Origin of the sequence: Glutamicibacter sp. NPDC087831 (assembly GCF_044742845.1) — a bacterium.
Classification (GTDB): domain Bacteria; phylum Actinomycetota; class Actinomycetes; order Actinomycetales; family Micrococcaceae; genus Glutamicibacter.
This window is the reverse complement of sequence record NZ_JBIUVH010000001.1, coordinates 737,952-757,967: the sequence shown is the minus strand read 5'-3', so window position 1 is coordinate 757,967 and position 20,016 is coordinate 737,952. Positions and strand designations below refer to the sequence as shown.

33 protein-coding genes and 1 pseudogene are annotated in these 20,016 nt (G+C 59.2%); 4 read left to right on the top strand and 30 right to left on the bottom strand.

The window, feature by feature from the left end:
- Nucleotides 1–4 precede the first annotated feature (4 nt).
- The 30 genes and pseudogenes from ACIOJF_RS03715 to ACIOJF_RS03570 all read right to left on the bottom strand — a co-directional run bounded on the left by ACIOJF_RS03715 (nt 5) and on the right by ACIOJF_RS03570 (nt 14,802).
- Nucleotides 5–247 (bottom strand): hypothetical protein, encoded by a 243-nt coding sequence (locus ACIOJF_RS03715; RefSeq protein ID WP_402741237.1) that lies wholly within the window; start codon nt 245–247, stop codon nt 5–7.
- The gene (locus ACIOJF_RS03710) at nt 247–699 is read right to left on the bottom strand and encodes a hypothetical protein (RefSeq protein ID WP_402741236.1); all 453 of its coding nucleotides are present in this window, start codon (nt 697–699) and stop codon (nt 247–249) included. The genes ACIOJF_RS03715 and ACIOJF_RS03710 overlap by 1 nt, the downstream gene beginning before the upstream one ends.
- The gene (locus ACIOJF_RS03705; protein WP_402741235.1) at nt 696–1,016 is read right to left on the bottom strand and encodes a hypothetical protein; all 321 of its coding nucleotides are present in this window, start codon (nt 1,014–1,016) and stop codon (nt 696–698) included. The genes ACIOJF_RS03710 and ACIOJF_RS03705 overlap by 4 nt, the downstream gene beginning before the upstream one ends.
- Complete coding sequence (locus ACIOJF_RS03700) at nt 1,013–1,207, bottom strand: hypothetical protein (protein WP_402741234.1); 195 nt, start codon at nt 1,205–1,207, stop codon at nt 1,013–1,015. Before ACIOJF_RS03700 ends, ACIOJF_RS03705 begins: the two co-directional genes overlap by 4 nt.
- On the bottom strand, nt 1,204–1,902 hold the full coding sequence (locus tag ACIOJF_RS03695; RefSeq protein ID WP_402741233.1) for a hypothetical protein: 699 nt from the start codon (nt 1,900–1,902) through the stop codon (nt 1,204–1,206). The genes ACIOJF_RS03700 and ACIOJF_RS03695 overlap by 4 nt, the downstream gene beginning before the upstream one ends.
- The gene (locus tag ACIOJF_RS03690; protein ID WP_402741232.1) at nt 1,892–2,194 is read right to left on the bottom strand and encodes a hypothetical protein; all 303 of its coding nucleotides are present in this window, start codon (nt 2,192–2,194) and stop codon (nt 1,892–1,894) included. Before ACIOJF_RS03690 ends, ACIOJF_RS03695 begins: the two co-directional genes overlap by 11 nt.
- A gap of 94 nt (nt 2,195–2,288) precedes the next feature.
- A complete protein-coding gene (locus ACIOJF_RS03685) occupies nt 2,289–2,723 on the bottom strand; it encodes a hypothetical protein (RefSeq protein ID WP_402741231.1) in 435 nt (144 codons plus the stop codon).
- Nucleotides 2,713–3,042 carry a hypothetical protein gene (locus ACIOJF_RS03680; RefSeq protein ID WP_402741230.1) on the bottom strand — a complete coding sequence of 110 codons (330 nt, stop codon included), beginning with the start codon at nt 3,040–3,042 and terminating at the stop codon, nt 2,713–2,715. The genes ACIOJF_RS03685 and ACIOJF_RS03680 overlap by 11 nt, the downstream gene beginning before the upstream one ends.
- Nucleotides 3,039–3,425 carry a hypothetical protein gene (locus tag ACIOJF_RS03675; protein WP_402741229.1) on the bottom strand — a complete coding sequence of 129 codons (387 nt, stop codon included), beginning with the start codon at nt 3,423–3,425 and terminating at the stop codon, nt 3,039–3,041. Before ACIOJF_RS03675 ends, ACIOJF_RS03680 begins: the two co-directional genes overlap by 4 nt.
- Nucleotides 3,422–3,589: a hypothetical protein gene (locus ACIOJF_RS03670; RefSeq protein ID WP_402741228.1), complete on the bottom strand. Its 168-nt coding sequence runs from the start codon at nt 3,587–3,589 to the stop codon at nt 3,422–3,424. The genes ACIOJF_RS03675 and ACIOJF_RS03670 overlap by 4 nt, the downstream gene beginning before the upstream one ends.
- Nucleotides 3,582–3,992 carry an ead/Ea22-like family protein gene (locus ACIOJF_RS03665; RefSeq protein WP_402741227.1) on the bottom strand — a complete coding sequence of 137 codons (411 nt, stop codon included), beginning with the start codon at nt 3,990–3,992 and terminating at the stop codon, nt 3,582–3,584. Before ACIOJF_RS03665 ends, ACIOJF_RS03670 begins: the two co-directional genes overlap by 8 nt.
- A 95-nt stretch (nt 3,993–4,087) precedes the next feature.
- Nucleotides 4,088–4,357: a hypothetical protein gene (locus ACIOJF_RS03660; RefSeq protein WP_402741226.1), complete on the bottom strand. Its 270-nt coding sequence runs from the start codon at nt 4,355–4,357 to the stop codon at nt 4,088–4,090.
- Nucleotides 4,358–4,460: 103 nt separating this feature from the next.
- Nucleotides 4,461–4,934 carry a hypothetical protein gene (locus ACIOJF_RS03655; protein ID WP_402741225.1) on the bottom strand — a complete coding sequence of 158 codons (474 nt, stop codon included), beginning with the start codon at nt 4,932–4,934 and terminating at the stop codon, nt 4,461–4,463.
- 49 nt (nt 4,935–4,983) lie between these two features.
- Complete coding sequence (locus ACIOJF_RS03650; protein WP_402741224.1) at nt 4,984–5,487, bottom strand: hypothetical protein; 504 nt, start codon at nt 5,485–5,487, stop codon at nt 4,984–4,986.
- Between the two features lie 226 nt (nt 5,488–5,713).
- Nucleotides 5,714–6,079, bottom strand: coding sequence for a hypothetical protein (locus ACIOJF_RS03645; protein WP_402741223.1), 366 nt, complete (start codon nt 6,077–6,079; stop codon nt 5,714–5,716).
- 2 nt (nt 6,080–6,081) lie between these two features.
- A complete protein-coding gene (locus ACIOJF_RS03640) occupies nt 6,082–6,597 on the bottom strand; it encodes an HAD domain-containing protein (RefSeq protein WP_402741222.1) in 516 nt (171 codons plus the stop codon).
- The gene (locus tag ACIOJF_RS03635) at nt 6,594–6,914 is read right to left on the bottom strand and encodes a hypothetical protein (protein WP_402741221.1); all 321 of its coding nucleotides are present in this window, start codon (nt 6,912–6,914) and stop codon (nt 6,594–6,596) included. Before ACIOJF_RS03635 ends, ACIOJF_RS03640 begins: the two co-directional genes overlap by 4 nt.
- On the bottom strand, nt 6,911–7,171 hold the full coding sequence (locus ACIOJF_RS03630; RefSeq protein WP_402741220.1) for a hypothetical protein: 261 nt from the start codon (nt 7,169–7,171) through the stop codon (nt 6,911–6,913). Before ACIOJF_RS03630 ends, ACIOJF_RS03635 begins: the two co-directional genes overlap by 4 nt.
- Nucleotides 7,172–7,477: 306 nt before the next feature.
- Nucleotides 7,478–9,043: a DNA cytosine methyltransferase gene (locus ACIOJF_RS03625; RefSeq protein WP_402741219.1), complete on the bottom strand. Its 1,566-nt coding sequence runs from the start codon at nt 9,041–9,043 to the stop codon at nt 7,478–7,480.
- 157 nt (nt 9,044–9,200) lie between these two features.
- Nucleotides 9,201–9,566 carry a hypothetical protein gene (locus ACIOJF_RS03620; RefSeq protein ID WP_402741218.1) on the bottom strand — a complete coding sequence of 122 codons (366 nt, stop codon included), beginning with the start codon at nt 9,564–9,566 and terminating at the stop codon, nt 9,201–9,203.
- Nucleotides 9,566–9,856, bottom strand: a complete 291-nt coding sequence (locus ACIOJF_RS03615; protein WP_402741217.1) for a glutaredoxin domain-containing protein — start codon at nt 9,854–9,856, stop codon at nt 9,566–9,568. The genes ACIOJF_RS03620 and ACIOJF_RS03615 overlap by 1 nt, the downstream gene beginning before the upstream one ends.
- A gap of 260 nt (nt 9,857–10,116) precedes the next feature.
- Nucleotides 10,117–10,566: pseudogene (locus ACIOJF_RS03610) on the bottom strand (single-stranded DNA-binding protein); the annotation flags it as partial.
- A gap of 2 nt (nt 10,567–10,568) precedes the next feature.
- On the bottom strand, nt 10,569–11,777 hold the full coding sequence (locus tag ACIOJF_RS03605; protein WP_402741216.1) for an AAA family ATPase: 1,209 nt from the start codon (nt 11,775–11,777) through the stop codon (nt 10,569–10,571).
- Between the two features lie 80 nt (nt 11,778–11,857).
- Entirely contained in the window at nt 11,858–12,757 is a 900-nt protein-coding gene (locus ACIOJF_RS03600) for a hypothetical protein (RefSeq protein WP_402741215.1), read from the bottom strand.
- Between the two features lie 20 nt (nt 12,758–12,777).
- Nucleotides 12,778–13,017 (bottom strand): hypothetical protein, encoded by a 240-nt coding sequence (locus ACIOJF_RS03595; RefSeq protein WP_402741214.1) that lies wholly within the window; start codon nt 13,015–13,017, stop codon nt 12,778–12,780.
- The gene (locus tag ACIOJF_RS03590) at nt 13,014–13,859 is read right to left on the bottom strand and encodes a hypothetical protein (protein WP_402741213.1); all 846 of its coding nucleotides are present in this window, start codon (nt 13,857–13,859) and stop codon (nt 13,014–13,016) included. Before ACIOJF_RS03590 ends, ACIOJF_RS03595 begins: the two co-directional genes overlap by 4 nt.
- 3 nt (nt 13,860–13,862) lie before the next feature.
- The gene (locus ACIOJF_RS03585; RefSeq protein WP_402741212.1) at nt 13,863–14,009 is read right to left on the bottom strand and encodes a hypothetical protein; all 147 of its coding nucleotides are present in this window, start codon (nt 14,007–14,009) and stop codon (nt 13,863–13,865) included.
- Nucleotides 14,006–14,209: a helix-turn-helix domain-containing protein gene (locus tag ACIOJF_RS03580; protein WP_402741211.1), complete on the bottom strand. Its 204-nt coding sequence runs from the start codon at nt 14,207–14,209 to the stop codon at nt 14,006–14,008. The genes ACIOJF_RS03585 and ACIOJF_RS03580 overlap by 4 nt, the downstream gene beginning before the upstream one ends.
- Nucleotides 14,202–14,486, bottom strand: a complete 285-nt coding sequence (locus ACIOJF_RS03575; protein ID WP_402741210.1) for a hypothetical protein — start codon at nt 14,484–14,486, stop codon at nt 14,202–14,204. Before ACIOJF_RS03575 ends, ACIOJF_RS03580 begins: the two co-directional genes overlap by 8 nt.
- 40 nt (nt 14,487–14,526) lie before the next feature.
- On the bottom strand, nt 14,527–14,802 hold the full coding sequence (locus ACIOJF_RS03570) for a helix-turn-helix domain-containing protein (protein WP_402741209.1): 276 nt from the start codon (nt 14,800–14,802) through the stop codon (nt 14,527–14,529).
- Nucleotides 14,803–15,081: 279 nt separating this feature from the next.
- Between ACIOJF_RS03570 and ACIOJF_RS03565 the strand changes: the two genes are divergently transcribed.
- The 4 genes from ACIOJF_RS03565 to tkt all read left to right on the top strand — a co-directional run bounded on the left by ACIOJF_RS03565 (nt 15,082) and on the right by tkt (nt 19,998).
- The gene (locus ACIOJF_RS03565) at nt 15,082–15,555 is read left to right on the top strand and encodes a hypothetical protein (protein ID WP_402741208.1); all 474 of its coding nucleotides are present in this window, start codon (nt 15,082–15,084) and stop codon (nt 15,553–15,555) included.
- A gap of 52 nt (nt 15,556–15,607) precedes the next feature.
- The gene (locus ACIOJF_RS03560; RefSeq protein WP_402741207.1) at nt 15,608–16,000 is read left to right on the top strand and encodes an ImmA/IrrE family metallo-endopeptidase; all 393 of its coding nucleotides are present in this window, start codon (nt 15,608–15,610) and stop codon (nt 15,998–16,000) included.
- Nucleotides 15,982–17,124: a tyrosine-type recombinase/integrase gene (locus tag ACIOJF_RS03555; RefSeq protein ID WP_402741206.1), complete on the top strand. Its 1,143-nt coding sequence runs from the start codon at nt 15,982–15,984 to the stop codon at nt 17,122–17,124. The genes ACIOJF_RS03560 and ACIOJF_RS03555 overlap by 19 nt, the downstream gene beginning before the upstream one ends.
- A 759-nt stretch (nt 17,125–17,883) precedes the next feature.
- A complete protein-coding gene (tkt, locus tag ACIOJF_RS03550) occupies nt 17,884–19,998 on the top strand; it encodes a transketolase (protein WP_402741205.1) in 2,115 nt (704 codons plus the stop codon).
- Nucleotides 19,999–20,016: the final 18 nt, after the last annotated feature.

Genomic DNA, 20,016 nt, shown 5'->3' with positions numbered 1-20,016 from the left:
GCCATCAGCACCCCTCCTTCGGGTAGTTGATTCGTTCGATGGTAATCGGTTCGATGTATCGGTAGGTTGTGAACCCACGTTCGCCGGTGTGAACAACGAGCCATTCACCGTTGATTCGGTGGCGGCCGGTCATCTTGTAGTAGCGAATTCCCGGTGGCGGGAAGCTTGGCTTGAACGCCTCACCGTTGACTGATGGCTGCCAGTAACCCTCTTGCAAGTAGTTGAGGTCAACTATTGGTGTGCTCACTACTCCTCCTTGAAATGGATTTTGAGTGTTCTCCCGTCGTCCTGCAGATAGATCTTCACTCCCGGTTCACCGTATCTGATCGTGTCCCGCTTGCCGTTGCGGATCAGTTCGATGCATGTTGCTTTTAGAAAGTCAACTGACTGGGATTCGATCAACCGGTTTTTTGGGAGTAAATCCACTAGATGGCTTGGTGTTCCGAACCTGTTGGTCATTACGGCAGTACCGCCCACTCCAATGGGACCAGTTGACTCATTGGCTTGGATGGTGATGATCGCGTCTACTGGAATGGACAAGAAGTACGCCTCTGGCCCGCTCGATAGGTTCAGGTATTCCGCTCTCAAGTCCACGGTTTGGGCGTTGCTTTCGATCTTCTTGATCGTGGCGTAGGTTGCGCCGAGTTTTATTTTCTTGCCGATGTGCATGCCTGAGAGTTCTTTGGCAGTGATGTTCATTGCTGCCCTTTCTGGTCGATCACACTGCGGTAGAGGTTCAAGCCTGGTGGGGTGTCGACGCCGGTGATGGTGACGGGGTGGGTTGGTTCGATGGTGGTCTGGAGTATGCCGTTAGTGACGAGGATTTCGATCATTGTTTTGCCGGGACCGATCTCGTAGCGTGGCATGGTTTCGCAGAGGCGTTCATCGTCGATCAGGTTGGCTCGGTGGCACACACTGGTCAGATGTCCGGTGACAGTGTGCTCTTCGAGGTCGACCGTGATCGCCTTGCCGAGGTCTGCGCCGGATAGGTGGCGGGCTTCACGGGTGGTGGTCACGGTGTTCCTCCAATGAGGTAGTAGACGATGTATTGCGGGATTCCTATCCACCAAAGCGCCAGTACACAGATAACGGAGGCGAGCCCGAGGAAGAAGAACGTAGCTAAACCTCCGTTGCCCATGCCGAGGCTTGCTATCCATCCGCAGATGATGAATACGACGATGCCGAGGACGATCTGGATGACACTCATGGTGTTCCTCCGGTGAGTTGGCGTAGGGCGTTGGGGACGATGGTGGGGAGCATGTCAGCTTGGATCTTGGAGAGATTCAAGGCGGCGAAGATCTGTTTCAACGCGACCACAACGAGTTCTGCTTTTTGCTCTTCGAGTTCGATGCGCCGTTGTTCAATACCGGCTTTGAGTGCCATTGTGGTGAGCTTGGCGAAGTGTTCGCGTTCTTTGGTGTAGAGCGTGTACCAGGTGTTGAATCCTGCTTCTTGTACGGTCATATCAACTGGCCCTTGGGCACCGATACCAACTTCAGTCTTTGTTATGCCCCATACAAGCTCGTTAGGTTCAACCTCGGATACCTTCGTGCGGAGCCATTGGACGTGTGCGTGGCTGATCCGGATCTCTTGCAGCAGTGCTTGGGCGGGGTCGATGTCTGGGTATTTCTCGGTGATTCCGAGTGTGCCTATGGCGTGGTTCAATTCTTGTTCCGCGATCCTTGCTTCTGCTGCTGTTTTGGCTTTCGGGCTGTTGCCTCCGTGCCGGCCGCACCGTACCCCGCCTGGTACTGGTGAGGATCCGCACGCTTCGTCCTTGCCGCGCTTCTTCGCCCCACAGATCAGCTTCCCGTCACGCTCCTGCCCTGGGGCGTAGGTGGGTTCGCCCTTGTATCGTTTGATCGCTTTGCCCAGGTTCTCAGCGGTAACTCTAACGACCATTGGCGAGTTCCTCCTTGTACTGGTTGGCGCGGTCACGAAGCCACGGACGGATCTGTAGTGCGGATGCATGTGGCGGGAAGTCCCAGTGAACTGGCGTTTGATCGGCCGCTTCACGTAGCGCTTCTGCTTTCGCTTCGGCGCGGACAGTTTCCAGCCAGCGGTTGAACTGGGCAGCGCGACCGGGAATAGGGTAACCGTCAGTGTCGCTTGTATAGAACGTTCGTATGGTCGCAGTGTCCGGCGTGAATTCCCCGCCGTGGGTGGTCGCTGCGACCTTGTCATTAGCGGACATCAGAGGACTCCTTTCGCTTCGTCGTTACCCAAGTAGCACCAGCCGCAAATAATCCCGGGTGTTTCGTCACACCAGCAGAAGTCCTTGTCATTCATTACCCATCCACCGGCCTGTAAAGAACACGGGCTTCACCATCGCAGCGCCATCTCAAAACTGCACCGGACGATTCCAGGTTTTCTCCGTCGTCTCGGTCGGAAGGGTCAAGAGCCATCCACGGGGCGTGAGCGTATCCGCATTTGAGGAACAGCTCGGGATGCCCAGGATTCCACCGGCCACCCGTCGCCATGATGACTGTTCCGTGTGGCAGGGCGTCGAGTTCTTCCACGCTGTTCACTACCGGCTGGGCGACGGCGAGAACAGCGCGTGCGTTGCCCCGGTAGTGTTCCATGCTGGTTTCGGTGAGGTCTTCCCAGTTCGGCGGTTCTGGGCATTCAATGCTCGGGGTGTGGTACTTCCGTTCACGCAGGAACAACGCTTTCGCGCCAGCTTCGATCGCATCCGGATTTAGCGGGGGCTGGTTAGTTGTCATTGCTGTATTCGTCCCATCCGTCTGCGACGTCTACGAAAGCTGTTTTCATGGCGCTGCTGGCTTCTTCTTCGGTCAAGTGGCCTTGGGCGATCAGGCTGTCCATTTCGGAGTAGAAGCTGCTCATTGCGTCGTCTACGCCCTGTTGAATGTGGTCGCGGATCCGGGTTGGTCGGGGCTGGTTCTGGACGTGGATGGTGTGGCCTTGGCTCTCTGGTGAAGCCCAGTGCTGGTTCTTGTCCGCTTCGGTGGGCATCGGTTTACTGCAGGTCCGGCAGAATCCGTAATCTTGACCAGGTGTCGGGTCGAATAGGTTGCTCATTTGGTGTCCTCGAATTCGATTGGTTTGGATTTCTCCACGGTGACTTCACAACCCCATTCGCGGAGTTGCGCGGCTTTCCTGGTGGCTGCGTGCCGTGATAGCCAATGCTTACGGCGGGCCACCGGTACCACCATGGGAGGGTCGGTTTGGATATGCACGCCCGCATAATTTGATGGGTACTCGTAGGCCTGCCCGTACCCTGCCTCTTGGTAGATCCATTCCCCGAAATCCCAGTCCATGAAATCGGGTAGCGGTTCCGCCACTGCGTCCCCCGAATATGCGTCTATGCATTCCTGCCAGAACTCCTCCGGCTGCTCATCGAACGGCGCACCGTCCTGGGTGGGGTACTTGTGGACGGTCACTCGGTACAGGTGCAGACTCATTGGGCTTCTCCTGCTGCTTTGATGATTTGGGTTGCGATGATGACGGCTTGCTCTGGTGTCATGCGCATGTAGGTGTTGTTCGGCATCTGCCATATCACTTGGTTGCCGTCGGCGTAGATTTTCCCGGCGCGCTGGCGGGACTCATTCGGCGCGAGGTCACTCATTCGGCTCACCGTCCAAGGCTTCTTGGAAGTCGGCTACGGTGCATTTGCAGCAGTCGCCGTCCGAGTTGCACATGCAGGTCAGGCATTCCGGGTCGTACTGGTGGATAACCTCCCGCACCCTTGCTACCTGCTGTTCAGCCTGTTCGAGGCAGGACAGGAGTGCGAGGACAGTAGGCGGATCGAACGTGGCGATGTGGGTGGCTAGCGGCTCGCGTTCTTCCTCGTTGATCCCGTCCTGTGCAGCGATCATGGCCACATGCTCACCGCCGCTGGAGACGTACCAATGATCACCATGCCAAGGCCCAGTGGTGCGGGGTTCCCAGTCCCCAGCCGGAGCGGCTTCTGCGATCTTGCGCAGAGTGTCCAGGTTGGTGGCGTGCGGCCCTGTGCTGGTTGTTGGCACCCCCATGCTGCCTACACCCGGCACAGAGCCAGAATGCATTCGGCGCTGTTCGCCTGAAGGATTGGCCGTTGGTTGAACTTTTTTGGATGGCTGGCTCATTTCGCACCGCCGTGTGCTGCGTAAACGTTGGCCACGCACTTAGCGAGCGGTGCCGCTGCTGGGTGGTTTGGTGCGTGATCCGCCGGGATCGGGTGCGCTTCCAGGCAGTCGCGTAGGTCGCGTTCAAACTCTGGGCTGGTGCCGTACAGGTCAGCCTTCACCTCGTCGATGGCGACAGGTGCCGTGTCCGCTACCCGGTCAGCCGGCGCACAACCAGCCAGCGTGACCATGGCGGCCGTGACGGCTACCAAAGATTTCTTGTACATGATGGTTCCCCCTCCCCCGCCTGGTTTGCTACCAGCGGGAGTGTTGTTTACTTATCGACAGTTGCAACACTAGCAACTATTGGTTGCAATCACAACCAGCAAATTATGCGTCCAGCGGTTGAATGACCAGCACGAGCTTTTCGGAACCGTACCCGCCGTGATGGACGAACGGGCCGGCCAGGTGGGTGGTGTTGTCGTCTGGGATCAGCCCGTAGTCGACCAGCCCGTCGATCACAGGTTTCAATGTCGGCATAAGATTGTGGGGGTCGTACACTCGGCGGGTTTTCTTCCACACATATGCGTCGACCTGGACCCGCATCAGCCCTTTTGGCAGCCGGGCCTGGCGCGCCATGATGTGCGCACCATGACGCCAGGCCTGGGCGCGCTTGTTACGTGGCGCCCAGTGCTCTTTCTGGTTGAGGTTGAGCCAGTCGGCGAGTTTGGGGAGTTCGAGGGTGAAAGCTTCGGAAGCCGTAGAATCCATTTTGAGAGCCTCGTTTCGTGCTGAATGGGGAAATGCCCACTGGGCGGGTGTTCGCTTGTTCTTGCGCACGTTCTGCGCTTTCTGGTGGCGCATCTAGCGCTTGCTGATAGCAACGGTTGGCACAAAGAGTTTTAGAATGGGGCTACGCCCCGGGTTGTTGCGGAAGGTATTCTTCTCCGTGCTCGGGGCTTTTGAGTGCTTGGAGTGCTTGCTTGACTGCTTGGGCGCCGAAGGCGTTGGGTTTGCCTTCTGCGTGGATTCGTTTGCCGAGCATGTTTTCTGGTCGTTCTCCGAGTTTGATGTCGGCCCAGCAGCAGGCGCAGGTGCGAGCATCGTAGGTCGGGTGTTCTTCGCAGGGTGGTTCTTGGTGGCGTTTGTGCCGGGATCCGGTGGGTGCGGTTTGGTCCCAGTGTTGGCCGGTGGCGGGGTACATGGCCGGGGTGTGCTTGGCATGTGATCCGTCTGGGGCGAGCTGGGTGGTGTAGTGGGCTGCTGCTCGGATGGCGTGGTTCATGTCGTGGGCTGGGATGCCTTCGTTTTGGTTGGCTTTTTGGAGGATGCGGGCGATGCCGTTGGATTCGAAGTCTGGGCGCATGGCGGCGATCATGCGGGTGAGGCGTTCGCCTTGGGATTTGGTGAGGATCATGGATTCTCCTTCATGGATTTTTGCATCAGCATCGTTGCGTGGTCTCGCGTTAAGTTCCTGAACGAATGCTGCTTTTCTTGATTGAATTTCCAAACAGAAAGATGAGAGTTCGAGGTGACCACTTAACTCTTGGTCTTGGTCTTGGTCTTGGGCATTGTTCCGAGCGTGTTCTTGTCTGCGTTTGGAACATGTTCGGAACGCGTTCTAGACACCGTTCCGAACATTGCTAGAACGGTGGCTCTCCCCCACGCTTGGCGCGTTCCTCCTGCTCCTTTTTGAGCTTGTGCTTCTCTTTGCGCGCAGCAGCATCAGCCTTATCCTTGAGAACCTTCTCCTTGGTTCGCTGGTATTCGCCCCACGAAAGAAACTGGTATCCATCTGGAATTTCTTCCCAGAGCCGCACTTCGACAAGGCGTTTGGCGAGAGCTTTCCCGCGGGGCCAGGACTCGATGAACCATGTGGGCACGGCGCCGTCCGTGAGGTAGTCGGTGCAGTAGGTGCCGGACACGAGCCAGAGCCCCATTGCTTCGAGTCCTGCGACACGCATTTTCGGGTGAGAGTGCATCTTGTCGTCTGCGTTGAACCAGGCCACGGTTATCCGTCCTTTCCGTCGATGGTGTGGGTGATTTCGTGGAGCTCGTTTTGTGTGAGCCCGTCGAGTGGGTCGGGGCTGTATGCGATGACACCTTCGGTTTCGGCTACCCAGAAGAGGGCTTCCCGTTCGAGCTTGATGTCATCGTCAATCCAGATCGCAAGGCTGGGTTGCTCCTTGTTGAAGTCGTCGCGGATAGCTTGGAGTTTCCACCAGTGAGCTCCGCCCCAGTCGGTGAGGTCGCCGCCGAGAACTTCCCAATCCCAGCCGAAGAGGCCAATTGCTGGGCAGAGGTTCTTTGGTGCGTCTTCTAGCCATGTGGTGAGCCATTTGATTTCAACGTTTTCGATTTGTGAAATTGCGTTGAGCCAGCCGATGAGTTCCTGGGCGTACTGGATCTGGAAACTACGGACGGTGACGCGTCGGAAGTCTATGAATCCGGTGCGTTTCTGGGATGGGGTGCCGCTGCGGATTGCGTTGATGACACCGTCGACGTCGAGGTAGATGATGGTGTTCATGGGACTCGCACCATGTGTTCTGGGAGGACGTGGACGGGGTTCTTGTTGAGGTTGTAGGCGACGAGGTAGGCGCTGATGTACTTGGTTGGGACAGCGCTGGATCCGTATTCGTAGTCATGTTCGACCCAGTTGTTTTGTACGGTGCGCCGGCCAACAATCACGCCTTGAAGCTTTTTTGGGATCGGCACCCAACGCTTCTCTGTTGCCCCCGAGTACAGCCCGTTCGTTGTGAACTTCTTGTGCGTTTCTGGGTCCCAGGTTTGTTTGTTCAGGCGGTGGCTGATTTCGACTCGATCGCCAAGTTTCCAGTTGCTCACTGTTCCACTCCTCCGGTATAGCGTGCGATGACTTCGGTGCCGTTGCTGTATGCGTCGTATGCGCCGGCGGGGCGGAATGATGCGAGTCCACCGTTTTTGATTTGCCAGGTCATGTTGTATGCCGCGGCGAGGGTGGTTTTGTCGGTGACCTTGACCCACACACCGGGGTTCTTGCGCATGTGTTCGGCGTGGTCTTTGTGGCTTCGGCGTTCGCGGACGTGGGTTGGTCCTGGCCGGTATTCGTAGACTGCACTCATGGCCTCTACTGCTCCTAACTATCTATTAGATTTCCATCATAGCAAGCGCTGATAACACAAATTGCTATCAGCACTTGCATCTTGTTTCACGCTAAAAATACGGCCGTTGAGGCTTATCAAGTAGACGTGTCCAGTGCCAGCCGCCGGCGTGTTCGTAGTATCGGACGTGCTCCGCGGTTGTTCCTTTCTCGGCGATGATCTCTGCGCGTAGCTGCTTTGCTGTGCGTTTGTCTGGCGCCCAAACTTTCGTGCAGCACGGGTCTGGGCATTGGGGCCTTGGCGAACGGTGGGGATGCGGTTGCGCGGTCATGCTGCTAGCAGGCTTTCTACTGCGATGGTGCCCAGGTCGCGGGCTGCTGGCGGGGTGACGCTGTTGCCGGACTGCTTGACCTGCTCACGCTTGTTCCCGGTCATCTGGTAGGTCTTGGGGAACGCCATGCCGGCCATGATTTCGTGTGGCTCCAACATGCGGAACTCGCACTGGTTGATATCCTCCGTAGTCCATTCAGTTAGCCCGTGGTGGTTTCCTCCGGCGGTGAGTGTTCCTAGCGGGTCGCTGGCTGGCCGGGAGCTGTTCGACAGTTGGTTCTCCGCAGTGCCGCGCATGGTGGTGACCATGGCGAACCGGTCCACGGTCGGAATCGTCGGGATCGCCCGCGATACCGGGTGGGTCACGCCGTTGCCGTAGTACTCCATCAGCATGTGATGCCCAGGCGTGGTCAACAATCCGGTTTCGTTGCGGGTGGTTTGCGTGCGCATCACTTCATCGGATGCTTGTGCCCACTTTCCATTGCGCCCTTCGACTGGAACCAGCAGGCTACGGGTATAGCTTGTGGTCTGGGTCGCGAATGGTTCATCGGTGCGGGTGATGATGTTCGAACCGCGTACCGCGTCGATGGCTAGACCGACTGGATCGACCATGCAGTGCCCGGCACCTTCAGTGGTGAGGGTCTGCAGAGTGTCGCTGGTGGAGTAATTTCGGGCACGCCCGGATCGCATGAGGGACAGGAAAGGTTCGGTCTGTCCGTACTTTTCCAGCCCTGCCCGGATGCGTGCCAGGGTCTTGTCTGCCAGCGGTCGTGCACGGTCTCCGATCTTCTGCCCACGAATCGACCAGTCGATGGCGTGCGCTGCCGGCAGCCAGCCAGGTTCGATGATCTGGTTACGGCAAGAGGTGTTCGGGCAGCGGTAGTTGTACTGTGCGCGGTACCGGCCCCAGCGCTCGTTGGGCTTCTTGAAGATCTGCATGGCCCGCACTGTTTCATCGCAGGTTGGGCAGTACGCCATGGGGCGTAGCTTGTCGAAGTCCGGGCAAGGGTTGCCCTTGAGCCAGAACATCACGTACATGCGGTCGCGTGACTGCGGGGCTGGCAGTCCGCCAAGCTGGGCGTGCATCGAGTTCATGTAAACGATGTGGTGGTTGTAGCCCAGGGAGCTCATGGCCATCAGCCACGCATCGAACATGACCCACTTGGCCGCGTCCACAACGTTCTCGGTGATAATCAGCTTGTACTTGTGCTGTTCAGCGAACCGGGGCACATCCCACATGGTTGCGCGGGATTTCTCGGCAGCTTCGTCAGCGATGGAATCCCCGAACAAATCCGGCTGGTTGGTGATCCGCTTCCTCCCCTTGGCCACCGAGTGATTAGTGCACTCCGGTGACGCCCAAAGGATATCCGACGATGCGACGTAGCGCGGGTCAGTCACCTGGATATCCGCAAGCACGTGGTCAGTCGATGGGTGATTCAAGCTGTGGGTCTCCACGGCGCGTTCCCAGTGGTTCATCGCCGTTTTCACGGTCACACCGGGAATCTCTAGCAGCCCGGTGGATGATCCGCCGGCACCGCAGAACATGTCAGTAATGGTTAGCAATTTCGTTTCCCCTTGAGCTGAAGGACCGCATTGGCCCGAGTGATTTCTTCGAATGTGAGCCGCTCGTAAACCAGCCGCGCACTCGTATGGCAACCGCATTCTTTCTTGGTCGCGCACACCTGGAACGGAGTCCAGCAGCAAGACTTCTTGCAGAAGCTCATGATGCTTTCTCCAGCCAGCCGTCAGCCATGACGAACCTCTTGCAGTCCTTGCAGAAGTACTCGTCAACACCATGAGTGACGGCTTTCTCCACGCCGCACCGGTCGCATTCCCGCGCATACTTGTGGTCTACGATCCGGGTCGGCGGGACTTCGGCTACGGGTGACTCGACGATGACAACGAGTGCTGCAGGGCCGGCGCCAGGGATCTCATTTCCTAGGCGGACGAATACTTTCGGTTCGCCGATGGTGATGACTCCGTGACGGCGTGCGACCTTGGGCAGGTCGGCGAGGGCTTCGGCCTTCAGTTCTTCGTATGGGATCGTGCTGTCCACGACTGGCCACACTGCTTGAAAGACACTCATTAGGCTGCGTCCTCTGCGTCTCGTACCAGTGCGTGGTCGGTGATCATGCCCGGCTGGAAGCCGAACCAGTCAGCGATCAGCGTGTTGTGGATGTCGTAAACGGTCACGTACGGCATAGTCGCTGAAACACCGAGTTCGGCTGCTCGTTCGCGGATCGCATCTGCAAGCTGAACCTTGTCAGCTGCATCGGCTTGGATGGTTTCGTATTCGACCCCGGCTTTGTCCAGGACGCGCTTTGTGCTGCGGCATTGCTGGCAGTTTTGGGTGGTGTAGGCGGTGACGATTGGCATGTTTTCTCCTGAAGATTGTTTTGGGTTGGGGTGGCCTGGTCCGACTGCTGGCCAGGCCACCCGGGGTGTTTACTGAGGGTTACTGCTTTGGCGGGATCTCATAGGTGAGAGAGCACTTCTTGCAGACAAGCCACCCGCATAAACGCTTCCTGCAATGCGGGAGTGAATGGTTGGCTGCTGGGCGCTTGCAGCGTGGGCAGATGATTAGTGTTGCCATCGCTTTAGAACGGTGGCTCTTTCTGGGCTGGTGGATTTCCCTAACCCCCACCGGCAGCCGGCGGGCTGTTCCAGCCACCACCGCCACCGCCGTGGCTGGTGCGCCCTGCAGCACCTTCACCGTTGCCCCGCTGAGTGCGGGTGACCTTGGCCGAGGCGAAGCGCAACGACGGGCCAATCTCGTCTACTTCCAGTTCCATGACGGTGCGCCGTTCGCCTTCCTTGGTGTCATAGGAACGCGAGCGCAGGCGCCCCTGGGCAATGACGCGCATGCCCTTGGCGAGGGTTTCGGCCACGTTCTCCGCGGCTTCCTTCCACACCGAGGCCCGGAGGAATAGCGCTTCACCGTCTCTCCACTCATTGGTCTGGCGGTCAAAGGTGCGTGGAGTCGAAGCAATCGTGAAGTTTGCAACCGCCGAACCGGCTGGGGTGAAGCGCAGTTCGGGATCCGCGGTCAGGTTCCCAATTACAGTGATCTGAGTTTCGCCAGCCATGGCTAGGCCACCTGTCCGTCGATGATGGTGTATGCGTCTTCGATGTCGTCGCCGACTACTTCGAGCCAGATCTGGTATCCGTGTTCCTGCGCGGTTTCCTCGATCAGTGCGAGGCTGTCAGAATCCAAAAGGGATCCGTCTTGGATGCGGATGACTTTCAGCTTCGGGTTCAACGCGATGGCCATGGCCATGCTCACGCGGATCTGTTCTGCACTGGATGCTTGCTTGAATGGGACGCCCTGGTAAGTGACGCCTTCATCGGTGAAGCCGAGCCCGTCGACCGGGAATTGTGCTGATGCGAGTCCGTCGGCTTTGGTCTTGGCGATCTGGTCGAGCATCGCGGTGAGCTGGTTTGCTTGCCCCTTGGCTGCTTCAAACTGGAAAGCCAGCGCCCCACGCTCCTGAGCCTTGCGCACAAGCCGGTTCGTTTCCTCCGCCCCATCAATTTGGGCTTGGATCGCAGTGAGGTCGATTGGCTTGGCGTTCGGGTCCACGCTTGCCAGTGCTTCAGATAGATCGTTCTTGGCCTTGGCCAGTTGTTCTTCCAGCTGCTCGATCTCTGCTTGCAGGGTCTCGACGAACTGCTGGCTCCGCTGAAGAACTTCGTTCTTGTTTCGTGCCTCGTGGTATTCGCTGAGCAATCCGGAAACGGAAACCTCCGCGGATGGCAGGTCTGCAGGGAGTTCACCGAATTGTGCGAGTGCGGATTCGAATTCCTTTACCCGCCGGTTCACCGCAGTGCGTTCTTCGAACACCTGCTTGCGTTCGGCTTCCAGCTGGTCGGGATTGAATGGGAGATCGACCAGATCCAGAAGTTGGGCCAGCTGCTTCTTGTCATCAAGCAGGGTGAACGCGAGCGGATCCATAGAGAGGTTGCCGACCAGCTCGTCGAGCTTCGCTTGTGCCTTCGGGTACTTCGCCCCGTCCTTGCTGGTGAGGGTGAGACGTGAACCGGATGGGGTGAAGACCCGGGTGACGGTCAGTTCCTCGGTTTCGAGAACAATCTCGGCCCGGTCTTCCCCGTCGCGGATCGGCTTCGGGGTGGTCTTGGAGTTCGCTCCGCCCAGGGCTGCAGCGATGCTATCGAGCACTGAGCTCTTGCCCTGCCCGTTCTTCCCAGCAACGATGACCAGGTTGCCGTCCGGATCCGGCTTGATTTCCACATGCTTGGCACGCTTGTAGTTCGTGGTGGTTAGGCTGATGACCTTCATGATGTTTGACTCCTACTTGTTGTTGGTGGGTGCCCGGCCCCCAAGACTGGGCACCCACCGGGTTTGGTTAGATGTTGCGGTTAGGCGAACTTGGATCCGGCATCGACGATGCGGGACACCATTTCCTGCGGTGCGCCTTCGGCTACGGCACGGTTCCAGAGGGTGAGCAGTGCATCCCGGCTGCTGCTGGCCTCGGCGAGTTCGGCTTCCCAGTCGGTTTCCAGCACGGCGGCCGGGCCGTCGTCCTGGATCTCGCCGGTGGATTCATCCGCAACCGGTTCTGGTTCTGATGCTGGGGCGGGGCGCGCCGGACGCGCCGGACGCGCCGCGTCCTCCGCCTTCTTCTCGGCAGGCTTACGGGTGAGCTTGCGAGTCTTCACGGGAGCCTCGGCTGCTGCTGGCTTCTCCCCCATGTCTTCCAGTTCCATTTCCTCGGCGCTGTACGGCATACCAGCAAGCACGTCTGGTGCGATGGTTCGGCAAGCTTCTGCCTGCGCCTTGGCGGTCAGCATGGCAATCGGGTCGGACTGGTACTTGCTGTTCGACGTGTACCCGGCGGTCTTGGCGCGGCCAATAGTCCAGGTGAATTCCTGCCAGCGTTCCTGCCCCTTGCGGCGGCCGGCCACAGTCACAGATTCTGGGGTGGCTTCCGTGCGGACCACTTCGTGGCCCTGAGCCATGACCAGCGCGGTCATCGTCCGGGCGTACAGGGCTGGGCGGCCGTGGACAACGAAGATGTTCGACAGTGCGTTCATCGGGTCAAGGCCGAGGCTCTTGCCGGCGAGGATCGCAGCTGCTGCGGCTTCCGGCTTCCCCATGAAATCTCTGGGGACGAAAGCGGTCTTGCACAGGGCGGTTCCGAGCTGGTGTGCGGCGCCCAGCTCGGCGGCCCACTCTGCGAGCTGGATGGTGCCAGTGCTGGTCGGGAGGTTGGTCGGGGTGGCGACTTCGCCTGCGGGGATGAACGGCTGGATGCTCATTGTTTGACTCCTTGTGGTGGTTAGGCGGCGCGGATTTGGCGTGCCCGGATTTCGGTGATCATGTCCTGCAATGCAGTGACCAGGGTTTCGGCGTCGTCCACGGGGATGATGGCTTCGAAGTCAGGGCGGTGGAGCTTGGGGAGCTTCCCCCATACGGCGTGCTTGTCCGTTGGTCCCATATCGACTGCGATCGCATCGTCCTCGTAGTAGAGGGAAAGCTTGCTGTGCTGGGCTTCGCACTCGAACCTGTAGGCGCTCATGCTGCTACCTCCATTTCGGTTGGTGGGTTGATGGGTTCGAGCTTCTGCTTGCCCCGTGCTTTCGCGTCCTCGTGGACTGCCTTGGCGTGCAGGAACTGCTGGAAGTGTTCGTCAATCTCCGCCGGCGACGTAGCCAACGGGTACAAGCTGGTGCCCAACGGTGAACCCTCATACCGGGCGTTGATGCCCTCACGGTCCATGGGGGTGACGTGCCCAACGAAGTTCTTTATGACTTCCGGCATGGGAACTTCCTTGCCGCCGTCCATGTAGAACTCGGCACGGGCATAAGCTGCTGTCTGCAACGCGGTTTCCATGTACACGCCCTTGGACGTTTTCAAGTCGATCTGGATCAACTTGCCAGCATCGATGTCCGCCTGGGACATGAGCAGTGGCGACGTAGCCAAGAGGTCAACCTTGCCCGAGTACCAGTGCTCACGATTCGCCAGCACCACTTCCACCAGGACGGGTGTGATCTGCCACCGGTCAAGGAAATCCAAGTACCCTTCGATGAACCCGACCAGATCCTCTGGTGCGTCGACTTCGCCAGTGGTGGCGAGCTTCTCCGCGAGGTCGTGCACCTCGGTGCCACGCTCGGCAGCGCTGTCGCGTTCCTTGTTCGGAAGCAGCTGCAGGAACTTGATGGACTGGTCCCGGTCGCCAGCGAGAAGTTCGGAGACCTTCCCTGCGTTGTCCGGGTCGGTAACGAATTTGGCGACCACGCCCGGCGCCCACCAGATCAGTGCTGGCTTCGGGATACCGCCACCCAAAATGGTGGTGACCCCACTGACTGGTTTCCCATCCAGGCGGTAGCGGTGGGATGCTTCGTTGAATACGAGCGACATGATCTATGCCCCAATCTGTGTGTTGATGAATGCTTCGAACAGGAACGCCAACCCGCACAGGGCGACGATTCCCAAACCGGCCAAACTGACCATGACTCGCTCCCCCAAGCTGGTGAGCTTCAAACCGTTGCGTTCCATCCACCGGCTCATGCTGCGTACTCCTGCCGGCGCAGGAACCGTTCGATGCTGGATTCGCGGATCTTCCACGTTCCGTGCCGGTTAGCGGATGAAAATTTGATGCCGACCAGGTCGCCACGGCGGAGCATCTGGCGGACTGTTTCCGGATGCGAACGAAGACGTTCAGCGGTTTCCGGGACTGTGAGCAGCGGGTCTGAGTCTGGTTTAGCCAAGGTGATCCCTCCAGGTCCTTCCGATCCATTCGTATTGGTGTCCGCCGTTGCGGGATTTGACCCGGCTGTTGGCGTTGGCGACTTTGGTGATTAGACCGCGGCGTTGCGCGGTGGTGAAGATCGGGCCGACCATGTTTTGGTGCGGTGCTGGCCGTCCGATTTCGGCGCGAAGGGTGTCGGCCGTGAACCGCTTGCCTTGGCGGGCGAGCTTTTCGACGATCTCCAACGCTTCTTCGCGCCATGTGGTGTCTTCAAGGGCCATTGGCTGTGCAGTCACGGCGTGTCCTTTCGTTATTTCTTGCGTGCTACTACCAGAGTTATGCCGCGCAAGTGCTGGTTGCACTTTCGGGGTCGAAGAGGACGGTGACGTCCACTCCGATGACCTCCGCGATGCGTTCTGCGGTTTCTGGTTTGCAGCTGGTCTTCTTGCCCGAGGCGAGCTGGCTGATAAATGCCTGGCTTACGTCCGCACGGCGGGCCAGCGATCGCTGGGTGATCTTGCGGTGATCGATGGGCGAGCCGTTGCGGTAGGCGTCCATGTCTTCCCTGGTGTAGATGAAGGTTCGTAGTCTCTGCGCGGATGATAAACGCATATAGGTTCCCTCCTGCCACTTTCGTTTGGTTCTGAATGGGGACATCTGTAAACCTTTCTAGTTATCACTTCTTGCAACTGCTGGTAGTAATAGTATGCACTACTGGTTATCACTAATGCAACCTCTAGTAGCAAGATTTTCAACTAGATTGCTGGGTTCCGCGTGATTCCGGGGTTTATTTGGTTATCACCAAGTGGCAAGTGCGGCAGAATTAGGGGTTATCAGGTAGAACACGCGTCCGATGGCACGCAACCCCCAACCCGACCGAGGATTCAAAACATGAACACGAACCCAAACCAAGGCATTCGCGAACTAATCCTCAACAAGCGCGGAGACCGCAGCCTCGAATCCCTATCCAAAGCCTGCGGTGGTGTACCCACCCGAGCAAACCTGGACCGCCTGATCAACCGCCCCGTACTGAGCTGGCCCAAAGAGAACGCCGTTATCCTCGGCCTAGCCAAAGGCCTGGGCGTGCGAGTCATCGACGTCGTCACCGCCTACGCCACGTCACTCGGCCTACCCGTCGACACCGACACTTCCAGCCTCACCCTCCCGGGCGCCGGCAACCTCCCGGAAGCATCCCAGCGCATCATTCGCGAAACCGCTGACAACATGCTGTGGTGGCAGGAGCAGTCCGTCATAGCCAATGGCGATCCGGAGGCTATAGGTGAAGTGCGCCAGCTCTTCCCTGCTGACCGGATCGCGGCATCCAAGGGTGAGCCAGGCGTGGACCCGGAGCAGCTTCCCGAGTAATAGATGGCCGACGATTTTCTAACTGTCGGACCCTGCCCCTATATTCGAACATATGTTCGAAGTAGTTCTTGCGCGGCTTGCCCCGCGCATCGTAGAAACTGACCTTCCTGACCAGCTCTGGGGAGCATACGACCTGCTCACCCACACGATCTTCCTCCGCCCACGCCTCGCACCCATACAACGGCGCTCCACGCTATCCCACGAGACCGCACACGCCCTCCTAGGCCACACGGGCCACCACCCACGCCAAGAACGCGCAGCAGAGGAACTCTCAGCCTCCTGGCTAATCCACCCCACCCAATGGGCCGCGGCAACCCGCATCTACAACACGGCCACACCCTTGGCCCACGAACTCGACGTGCTACCCAGAGACACCCACGCATACATGCGCCTACTCAAGCGCACCCAAAAACAGGAGAACCACCCATGGCCACCGGCAGAATAGTCGACCTATGGCACCGCAAAGACCGAACCAGAACCAGCAGATACGGCACCGGCAAACGCTGGCAAGCCGTATGGACCGACAACACCGGAAAAGAAACCAAACGCTCATTCGACTACAAGGATGCCGCACAGGCGTGGCTGGATTCCCGAACCATCGACGTTGCGCTCACCCCAGGCGGCACGAAACAGCCAATCCTATTCGAGGACTACTTCAAACTCTGGTGGAAGAAGCAAGCCCACCAACGACCAAACTCTCTGCGCACCATGGGATCGCACTGCAAAAACTGGATCGAACCATCATTCAAAGGCCACTACTTGCACCAAATCGAACAAGCTCAGGTGCAACGCACGGTCTACGAGTGGCAGGCTAAAAACGCCCTGTCGACAACCAAGCTTATGTACCGATACACGTCGCAAATCTTCGGCGAAGCCGTGCATGACAGATACCTGCGCGAGTCCCCATGCAAACGCGTCAAGTTCATCCAAGATGAGGAACCTGACGATCTACCGGAATTCACTTTGTCCTCAGAAATCTTCAAACAGTTCTGCGCTCTGGCAAAGCCACTCTTCAAGATCGCCGCACAGATCGCAGCCGCGACGGGGCTACGCCCTAACGAGCTCATAGGACTCACGGTGAAAGACATCGATTTTCCCCGCTCGCTAATCAAGTTGACGATGCAGGACGCGTCGCCGAACGTGAACACCGTCCGCCGCGGCCCGCTGAAGACGAAGTACTCGCGGAGAAGCATCAGCTTCGGGCCCGAGGTCCGCGACCTGCTCAAAGCACTGTGTGCCTCACCAGGCGCCGAAGGCCGGCTGTTCCACGTTGACGGCACGCCAGCACTGTATTGGAGGTTCGAGTCGGAGTGGTCTCGTGTGCGCGATCTGCTGCCGGAGATTGGTTCTGGCTGGCATCAGTTGCGGCACTTCCATGCCAGCCTGTTGATCAGTGGTGGAATGTCACCCGTGGCCGTGGCTGCCCGGCTGGGTCATAAGGACGCGACGATCACCCTGCAGAAGTACGCTCACCTCTGGCATGAGGACGTAGGGAGCATGGCTAGGATTGGTGATTCCGTGGTGGCGTTGGGGCGCTCTACCGCTACAGAAACGCCACAGGTCGCATAGTTGCCAGTGTTTGCAAGGGGTCTATGTCTACGCTGGATAGAAATTGATTGAAACTCCCCAGGAGAGGATCACAGTTGAAAAATGGTGATTTGGCTCAATTCAAGACGCTACAATCGCCTGCCCGGCGGCTAGCCATGCACCTTTGCGGCTTCACGCTCCCATCGGATTCTGCTCCTCGAACCGATCTTCCGCAGGCAGCCCCCGCCCCAACCAGCGTTTCCCGCGTACCGTTGCAGCACGCCAAAGTCGACAAGCCGGGAGCCTTCGATGGAATAACCCCGCGCGGCGGGAGAACTCATCCAGTTCCAAATGCCCAACAGCATTTCGGCAGATTGCGCGCGGTCCCCCGGACCCTGCTCCCAAATGAACAAAGATGGCAACTGATGGCCGCTAGTGGAACAAATCTTGTTCTTTGTAGCGTTGGCTGGTTGCCGTGCACCGGCTGGCAGAAGTGCCCGGCCACCCATATCCCCCGGCTGCCACCTGCGCACGAATGCGCAGAATGCCTGAGCAATTCGCTCACGCCGTGGCATGAATAGCCGTATCAAGTCCACCTTCTGCGCAAACCGAATAATTCTGTGTCATCTTGCTAAATCCAACGCCCCAATACGCCTTTTCGCGATAGAGTTGACTCAGATTGCGCCGTCGCGACCTGCATCCCTCTGAATAAAGCACAGCCGGAGGAAGCAGGAGGCGACGGCGTATTGCGTGTCAGCGGGAGATATCTCCCGTCCAAGCCTGAATGGAAGGAACGCCGCTGTGGCGACTGAATCCTTAGTAGAAGAATTCTCACTGACCGAGTTGGACCGTAAGGCCATCGACACCACCCGTGTCCTGGCAGCCGACGCCGTCGAAAAGGTTGGCAATGGCCACCCCGGTACCGCAATGAGCTTGGCTCCGGCCGCCTACTTGATTTTCCAGAAGCACCTGCGCCACGATCCGAAGGATCCGAACTGGATCGGCCGCGACCGTTTCGTGCTTTCCCCGGGCCACACCTCGCTGACCCTGTACCTGCAGCTGTTCCTCTCGGGCTACGGTCTGGAGATGGAAGACATCGAAGCGCTGCGCACCTGGGGCGCCAAGACCCCGGGCCACCCGGAGTTCGGCCACACCGCCGGCGTTGAGATCACCACCGGTCCGCTGGGCCAGGGCCTGGCTTCCGCCGTTGGTTTCGCCTACTCCCAGCGCCGCATGCGCGGCCTGCTGGATCCAGCTGCCGAGGCAGGGACCAGCCCGTTCGACCACACTGTCTACGTCATCGCTTCCGATGGCGACCTGCAGGAAGGCGTCACCTCCGAGGCCTCCTCGCTGGCCGGCCACCAGGAACTGGGCAACCTCGTTGTGATCTACGATGACAACAAGATCTCCATCGAGAACGACACCGACATCGCCTTCACCGAAGACGTGCTGGGCCGCTACGAGTCCTACGGCTGGCACACCCAGCGCGTGGACTGGACCGTCACCGGAGAATACGTCGAGGACATGGCCGCACTCGATGCTGCTGTGCGCGCCGCGAAGGCCGAGACCTCCCGCCCATCGATCATCAGCCTGCGCACCATCATCGGATGGCCATCGCCGACCAAGCAGAACACCGGCGGCATCCACGGCTCGAAGCTGGGTACCGAGGAAGTTTCCGGCCTGAAGACGATCCTGGGCTTCGACCCCGAGAAGAACTTCCAGATCGAGGACGATGTACTGGCTCACGCCCGCGAGGTCGTAACCCGCGGTGCGCAGCTGCACGCCTCGTGGAACGAGACCTTCGAGGCCTGGAAGTCAGCCAATCCGGAAGAAGCCGCCCTGCTTGAGCGCCTGCAGGCTGGCGAATTGCCAGAGGGCTGGACCGAGAAGATCCCGACCTTCGAGCCAGGCTCCACCATGGCTACCCGCGCCGCGTCGGGCAAGGTCATCAACGCGATCGCCGATGAATTGCCAGAACTCTGGGGCGGCTCTGCCGACCTCGCCGGTTCGAACAACACCACCATCGAGACCGCGAAGTCCTTCGCTCCCGAGCGCCGCTCCACCGATTCCTGGTCCGCCAGCCCGTACGGCCGCGTGCTGCACTTCGGCATCCGCGAGCACGCCGCCGCCTCGATCGTGAACGGCATCGTGCTCTCCAGCCCGACCCGTGCATTCTCCGGAACCTTCCTGATCTTCTCGGACTACCAGCGTCCGGCGATCCGCTTGGCCGCGCTGATGGGTGTCCCCTCGATCTTCGTGTGGACCCACGACTCCATCGGCCTGGGCGAAGACGGCCCGACCCACCAGCCAGTGGAGCAGCTCGCTTCGCTGCGCATCATCCCCAACTTCGACGTCGTCCGCCCAGCGGATGCCAACGAAGTCGCCTACGCATGGCGCGGCATCCTCGAGCTGACCGGCACCCCGTCGGGCATCGTCCTCTCCCGCCAGAACCTGCCAATCTACGACCGCGCGGCCACCGGCTTTCGCGGCGCCGAAGGCACGCTGAAGGGCGGCTACATCCTCGCCGAGGCTGTGCGCGATGGCGCGGAGACCACTCCGGATGTCATCTTGCTGGCCACCGGCTCCGAGGTCGAGCTGGCTATCGAAGCCCGCGAAGCCCTGGCTGCCAAGAACGTCGCGGCCCGCGTCGTTTCGCTGCCGTCGCTGGAATGGTTCGCCAAGCAGGACGCGGCCTACCGCGAAGAGGTCCTGCCGGCAGCCATCACCGCCCGCGTTTCGGTTGAAGCCGGCGTGGCCCAGGGCTGGCGCGAGCTGGTCGGCGCGCACGGCGAAATCATTTCGCTGGATCACTTCGGCGCTTCCGCCGATTACAAGAAGCTGTACTCCGAGTTCGGCATCACCACCGAGGCTGTTGTAGCCGCTGCCGAAACCTCCATGCAGAACGCTGCCAAGTAAGGAACCGAAGTAAAGATT

Bases quoted from the DNA above. Each gene is read 5' to 3' on its own strand.
- ACIOJF_RS03605 (WP_402741216.1), bottom strand. From the start codon at position 11,777: ATGAAGGTCATCAGCCTAACCACCACGAACTACAAGCGTGCCAAGCAT.
- ACIOJF_RS03710 (WP_402741236.1), bottom strand. From the start codon at position 699: ATGAACATCACTGCCAAAGAACTCTCAGGCATGCACATCGGCAAGAAA.
- ACIOJF_RS03675 (WP_402741229.1), bottom strand. From the start codon at position 3,425: ATGAGTCTGCACCTGTACCGAGTGACCGTCCACAAGTACCCCACCCAG.
- ACIOJF_RS03655 (WP_402741225.1), bottom strand. From the start codon at position 4,934: ATGCGCCACCAGAAAGCGCAGAACGTGCGCAAGAACAAGCGAACACCC.
- ACIOJF_RS03680 (WP_402741230.1), bottom strand. From the start codon at position 3,042: ATGAGCAACCTATTCGACCCGACACCTGGTCAAGATTACGGATTCTGC.
- ACIOJF_RS03670 (WP_402741228.1), bottom strand. From the start codon at position 3,589: ATGAGTGACCTCGCGCCGAATGAGTCCCGCCAGCGCGCCGGGAAAATC.
- ACIOJF_RS03695 (WP_402741233.1), bottom strand. From the start codon at position 1,902: ATGGTCGTTAGAGTTACCGCTGAGAACCTGGGCAAAGCGATCAAACGA.
- ACIOJF_RS03700 (WP_402741234.1), bottom strand. From the start codon at position 1,207: ATGAGTGTCATCCAGATCGTCCTCGGCATCGTCGTATTCATCATCTGC.
- ACIOJF_RS03620 (WP_402741218.1), bottom strand. From the start codon at position 9,566: ATGAGTGTCTTTCAAGCAGTGTGGCCAGTCGTGGACAGCACGATCCCA.
- ACIOJF_RS03585 (WP_402741212.1), bottom strand. From the start codon at position 14,009: ATGAGCCGGTGGATGGAACGCAACGGTTTGAAGCTCACCAGCTTGGGG.
- ACIOJF_RS03615 (WP_402741217.1), bottom strand. From the start codon at position 9,856: ATGCCAATCGTCACCGCCTACACCACCCAAAACTGCCAGCAATGCCGC.
- ACIOJF_RS03690 (WP_402741232.1), bottom strand. From the start codon at position 2,194: ATGTCCGCTAATGACAAGGTCGCAGCGACCACCCACGGCGGGGAATTC.
- ACIOJF_RS03650 (WP_402741224.1), bottom strand. From the start codon at position 5,487: ATGATCCTCACCAAATCCCAAGGCGAACGCCTCACCCGCATGATCGCC.
- ACIOJF_RS03600 (WP_402741215.1), bottom strand. From the start codon at position 12,757: ATGAGCATCCAGCCGTTCATCCCCGCAGGCGAAGTCGCCACCCCGACC.
- ACIOJF_RS03565 (WP_402741208.1), top strand. From the start codon at position 15,082: ATGAACACGAACCCAAACCAAGGCATTCGCGAACTAATCCTCAACAAG.
- ACIOJF_RS03560 (WP_402741207.1), top strand. From the start codon at position 15,608: ATGTTCGAAGTAGTTCTTGCGCGGCTTGCCCCGCGCATCGTAGAAACT.
- ACIOJF_RS03630 (WP_402741220.1), bottom strand. From the start codon at position 7,171: ATGAGTGCAGTCTACGAATACCGGCCAGGACCAACCCACGTCCGCGAA.
- ACIOJF_RS03555 (WP_402741206.1), top strand. From the start codon at position 15,982: ATGGCCACCGGCAGAATAGTCGACCTATGGCACCGCAAAGACCGAACC.
- ACIOJF_RS03595 (WP_402741214.1), bottom strand. From the start codon at position 13,017: ATGAGCGCCTACAGGTTCGAGTGCGAAGCCCAGCACAGCAAGCTTTCC.
- ACIOJF_RS03570 (WP_402741209.1), bottom strand. From the start codon at position 14,802: ATGCGTTTATCATCCGCGCAGAGACTACGAACCTTCATCTACACCAGG.
- ACIOJF_RS03640 (WP_402741222.1), bottom strand. From the start codon at position 6,597: ATGAACACCATCATCTACCTCGACGTCGACGGTGTCATCAACGCAATC.
- ACIOJF_RS03685 (WP_402741231.1), bottom strand. From the start codon at position 2,723: ATGACAACTAACCAGCCCCCGCTAAATCCGGATGCGATCGAAGCTGGC.
- ACIOJF_RS03590 (WP_402741213.1), bottom strand. From the start codon at position 13,859: ATGTCGCTCGTATTCAACGAAGCATCCCACCGCTACCGCCTGGATGGG.
- ACIOJF_RS03660 (WP_402741226.1), bottom strand. From the start codon at position 4,357: ATGTACAAGAAATCTTTGGTAGCCGTCACGGCCGCCATGGTCACGCTG.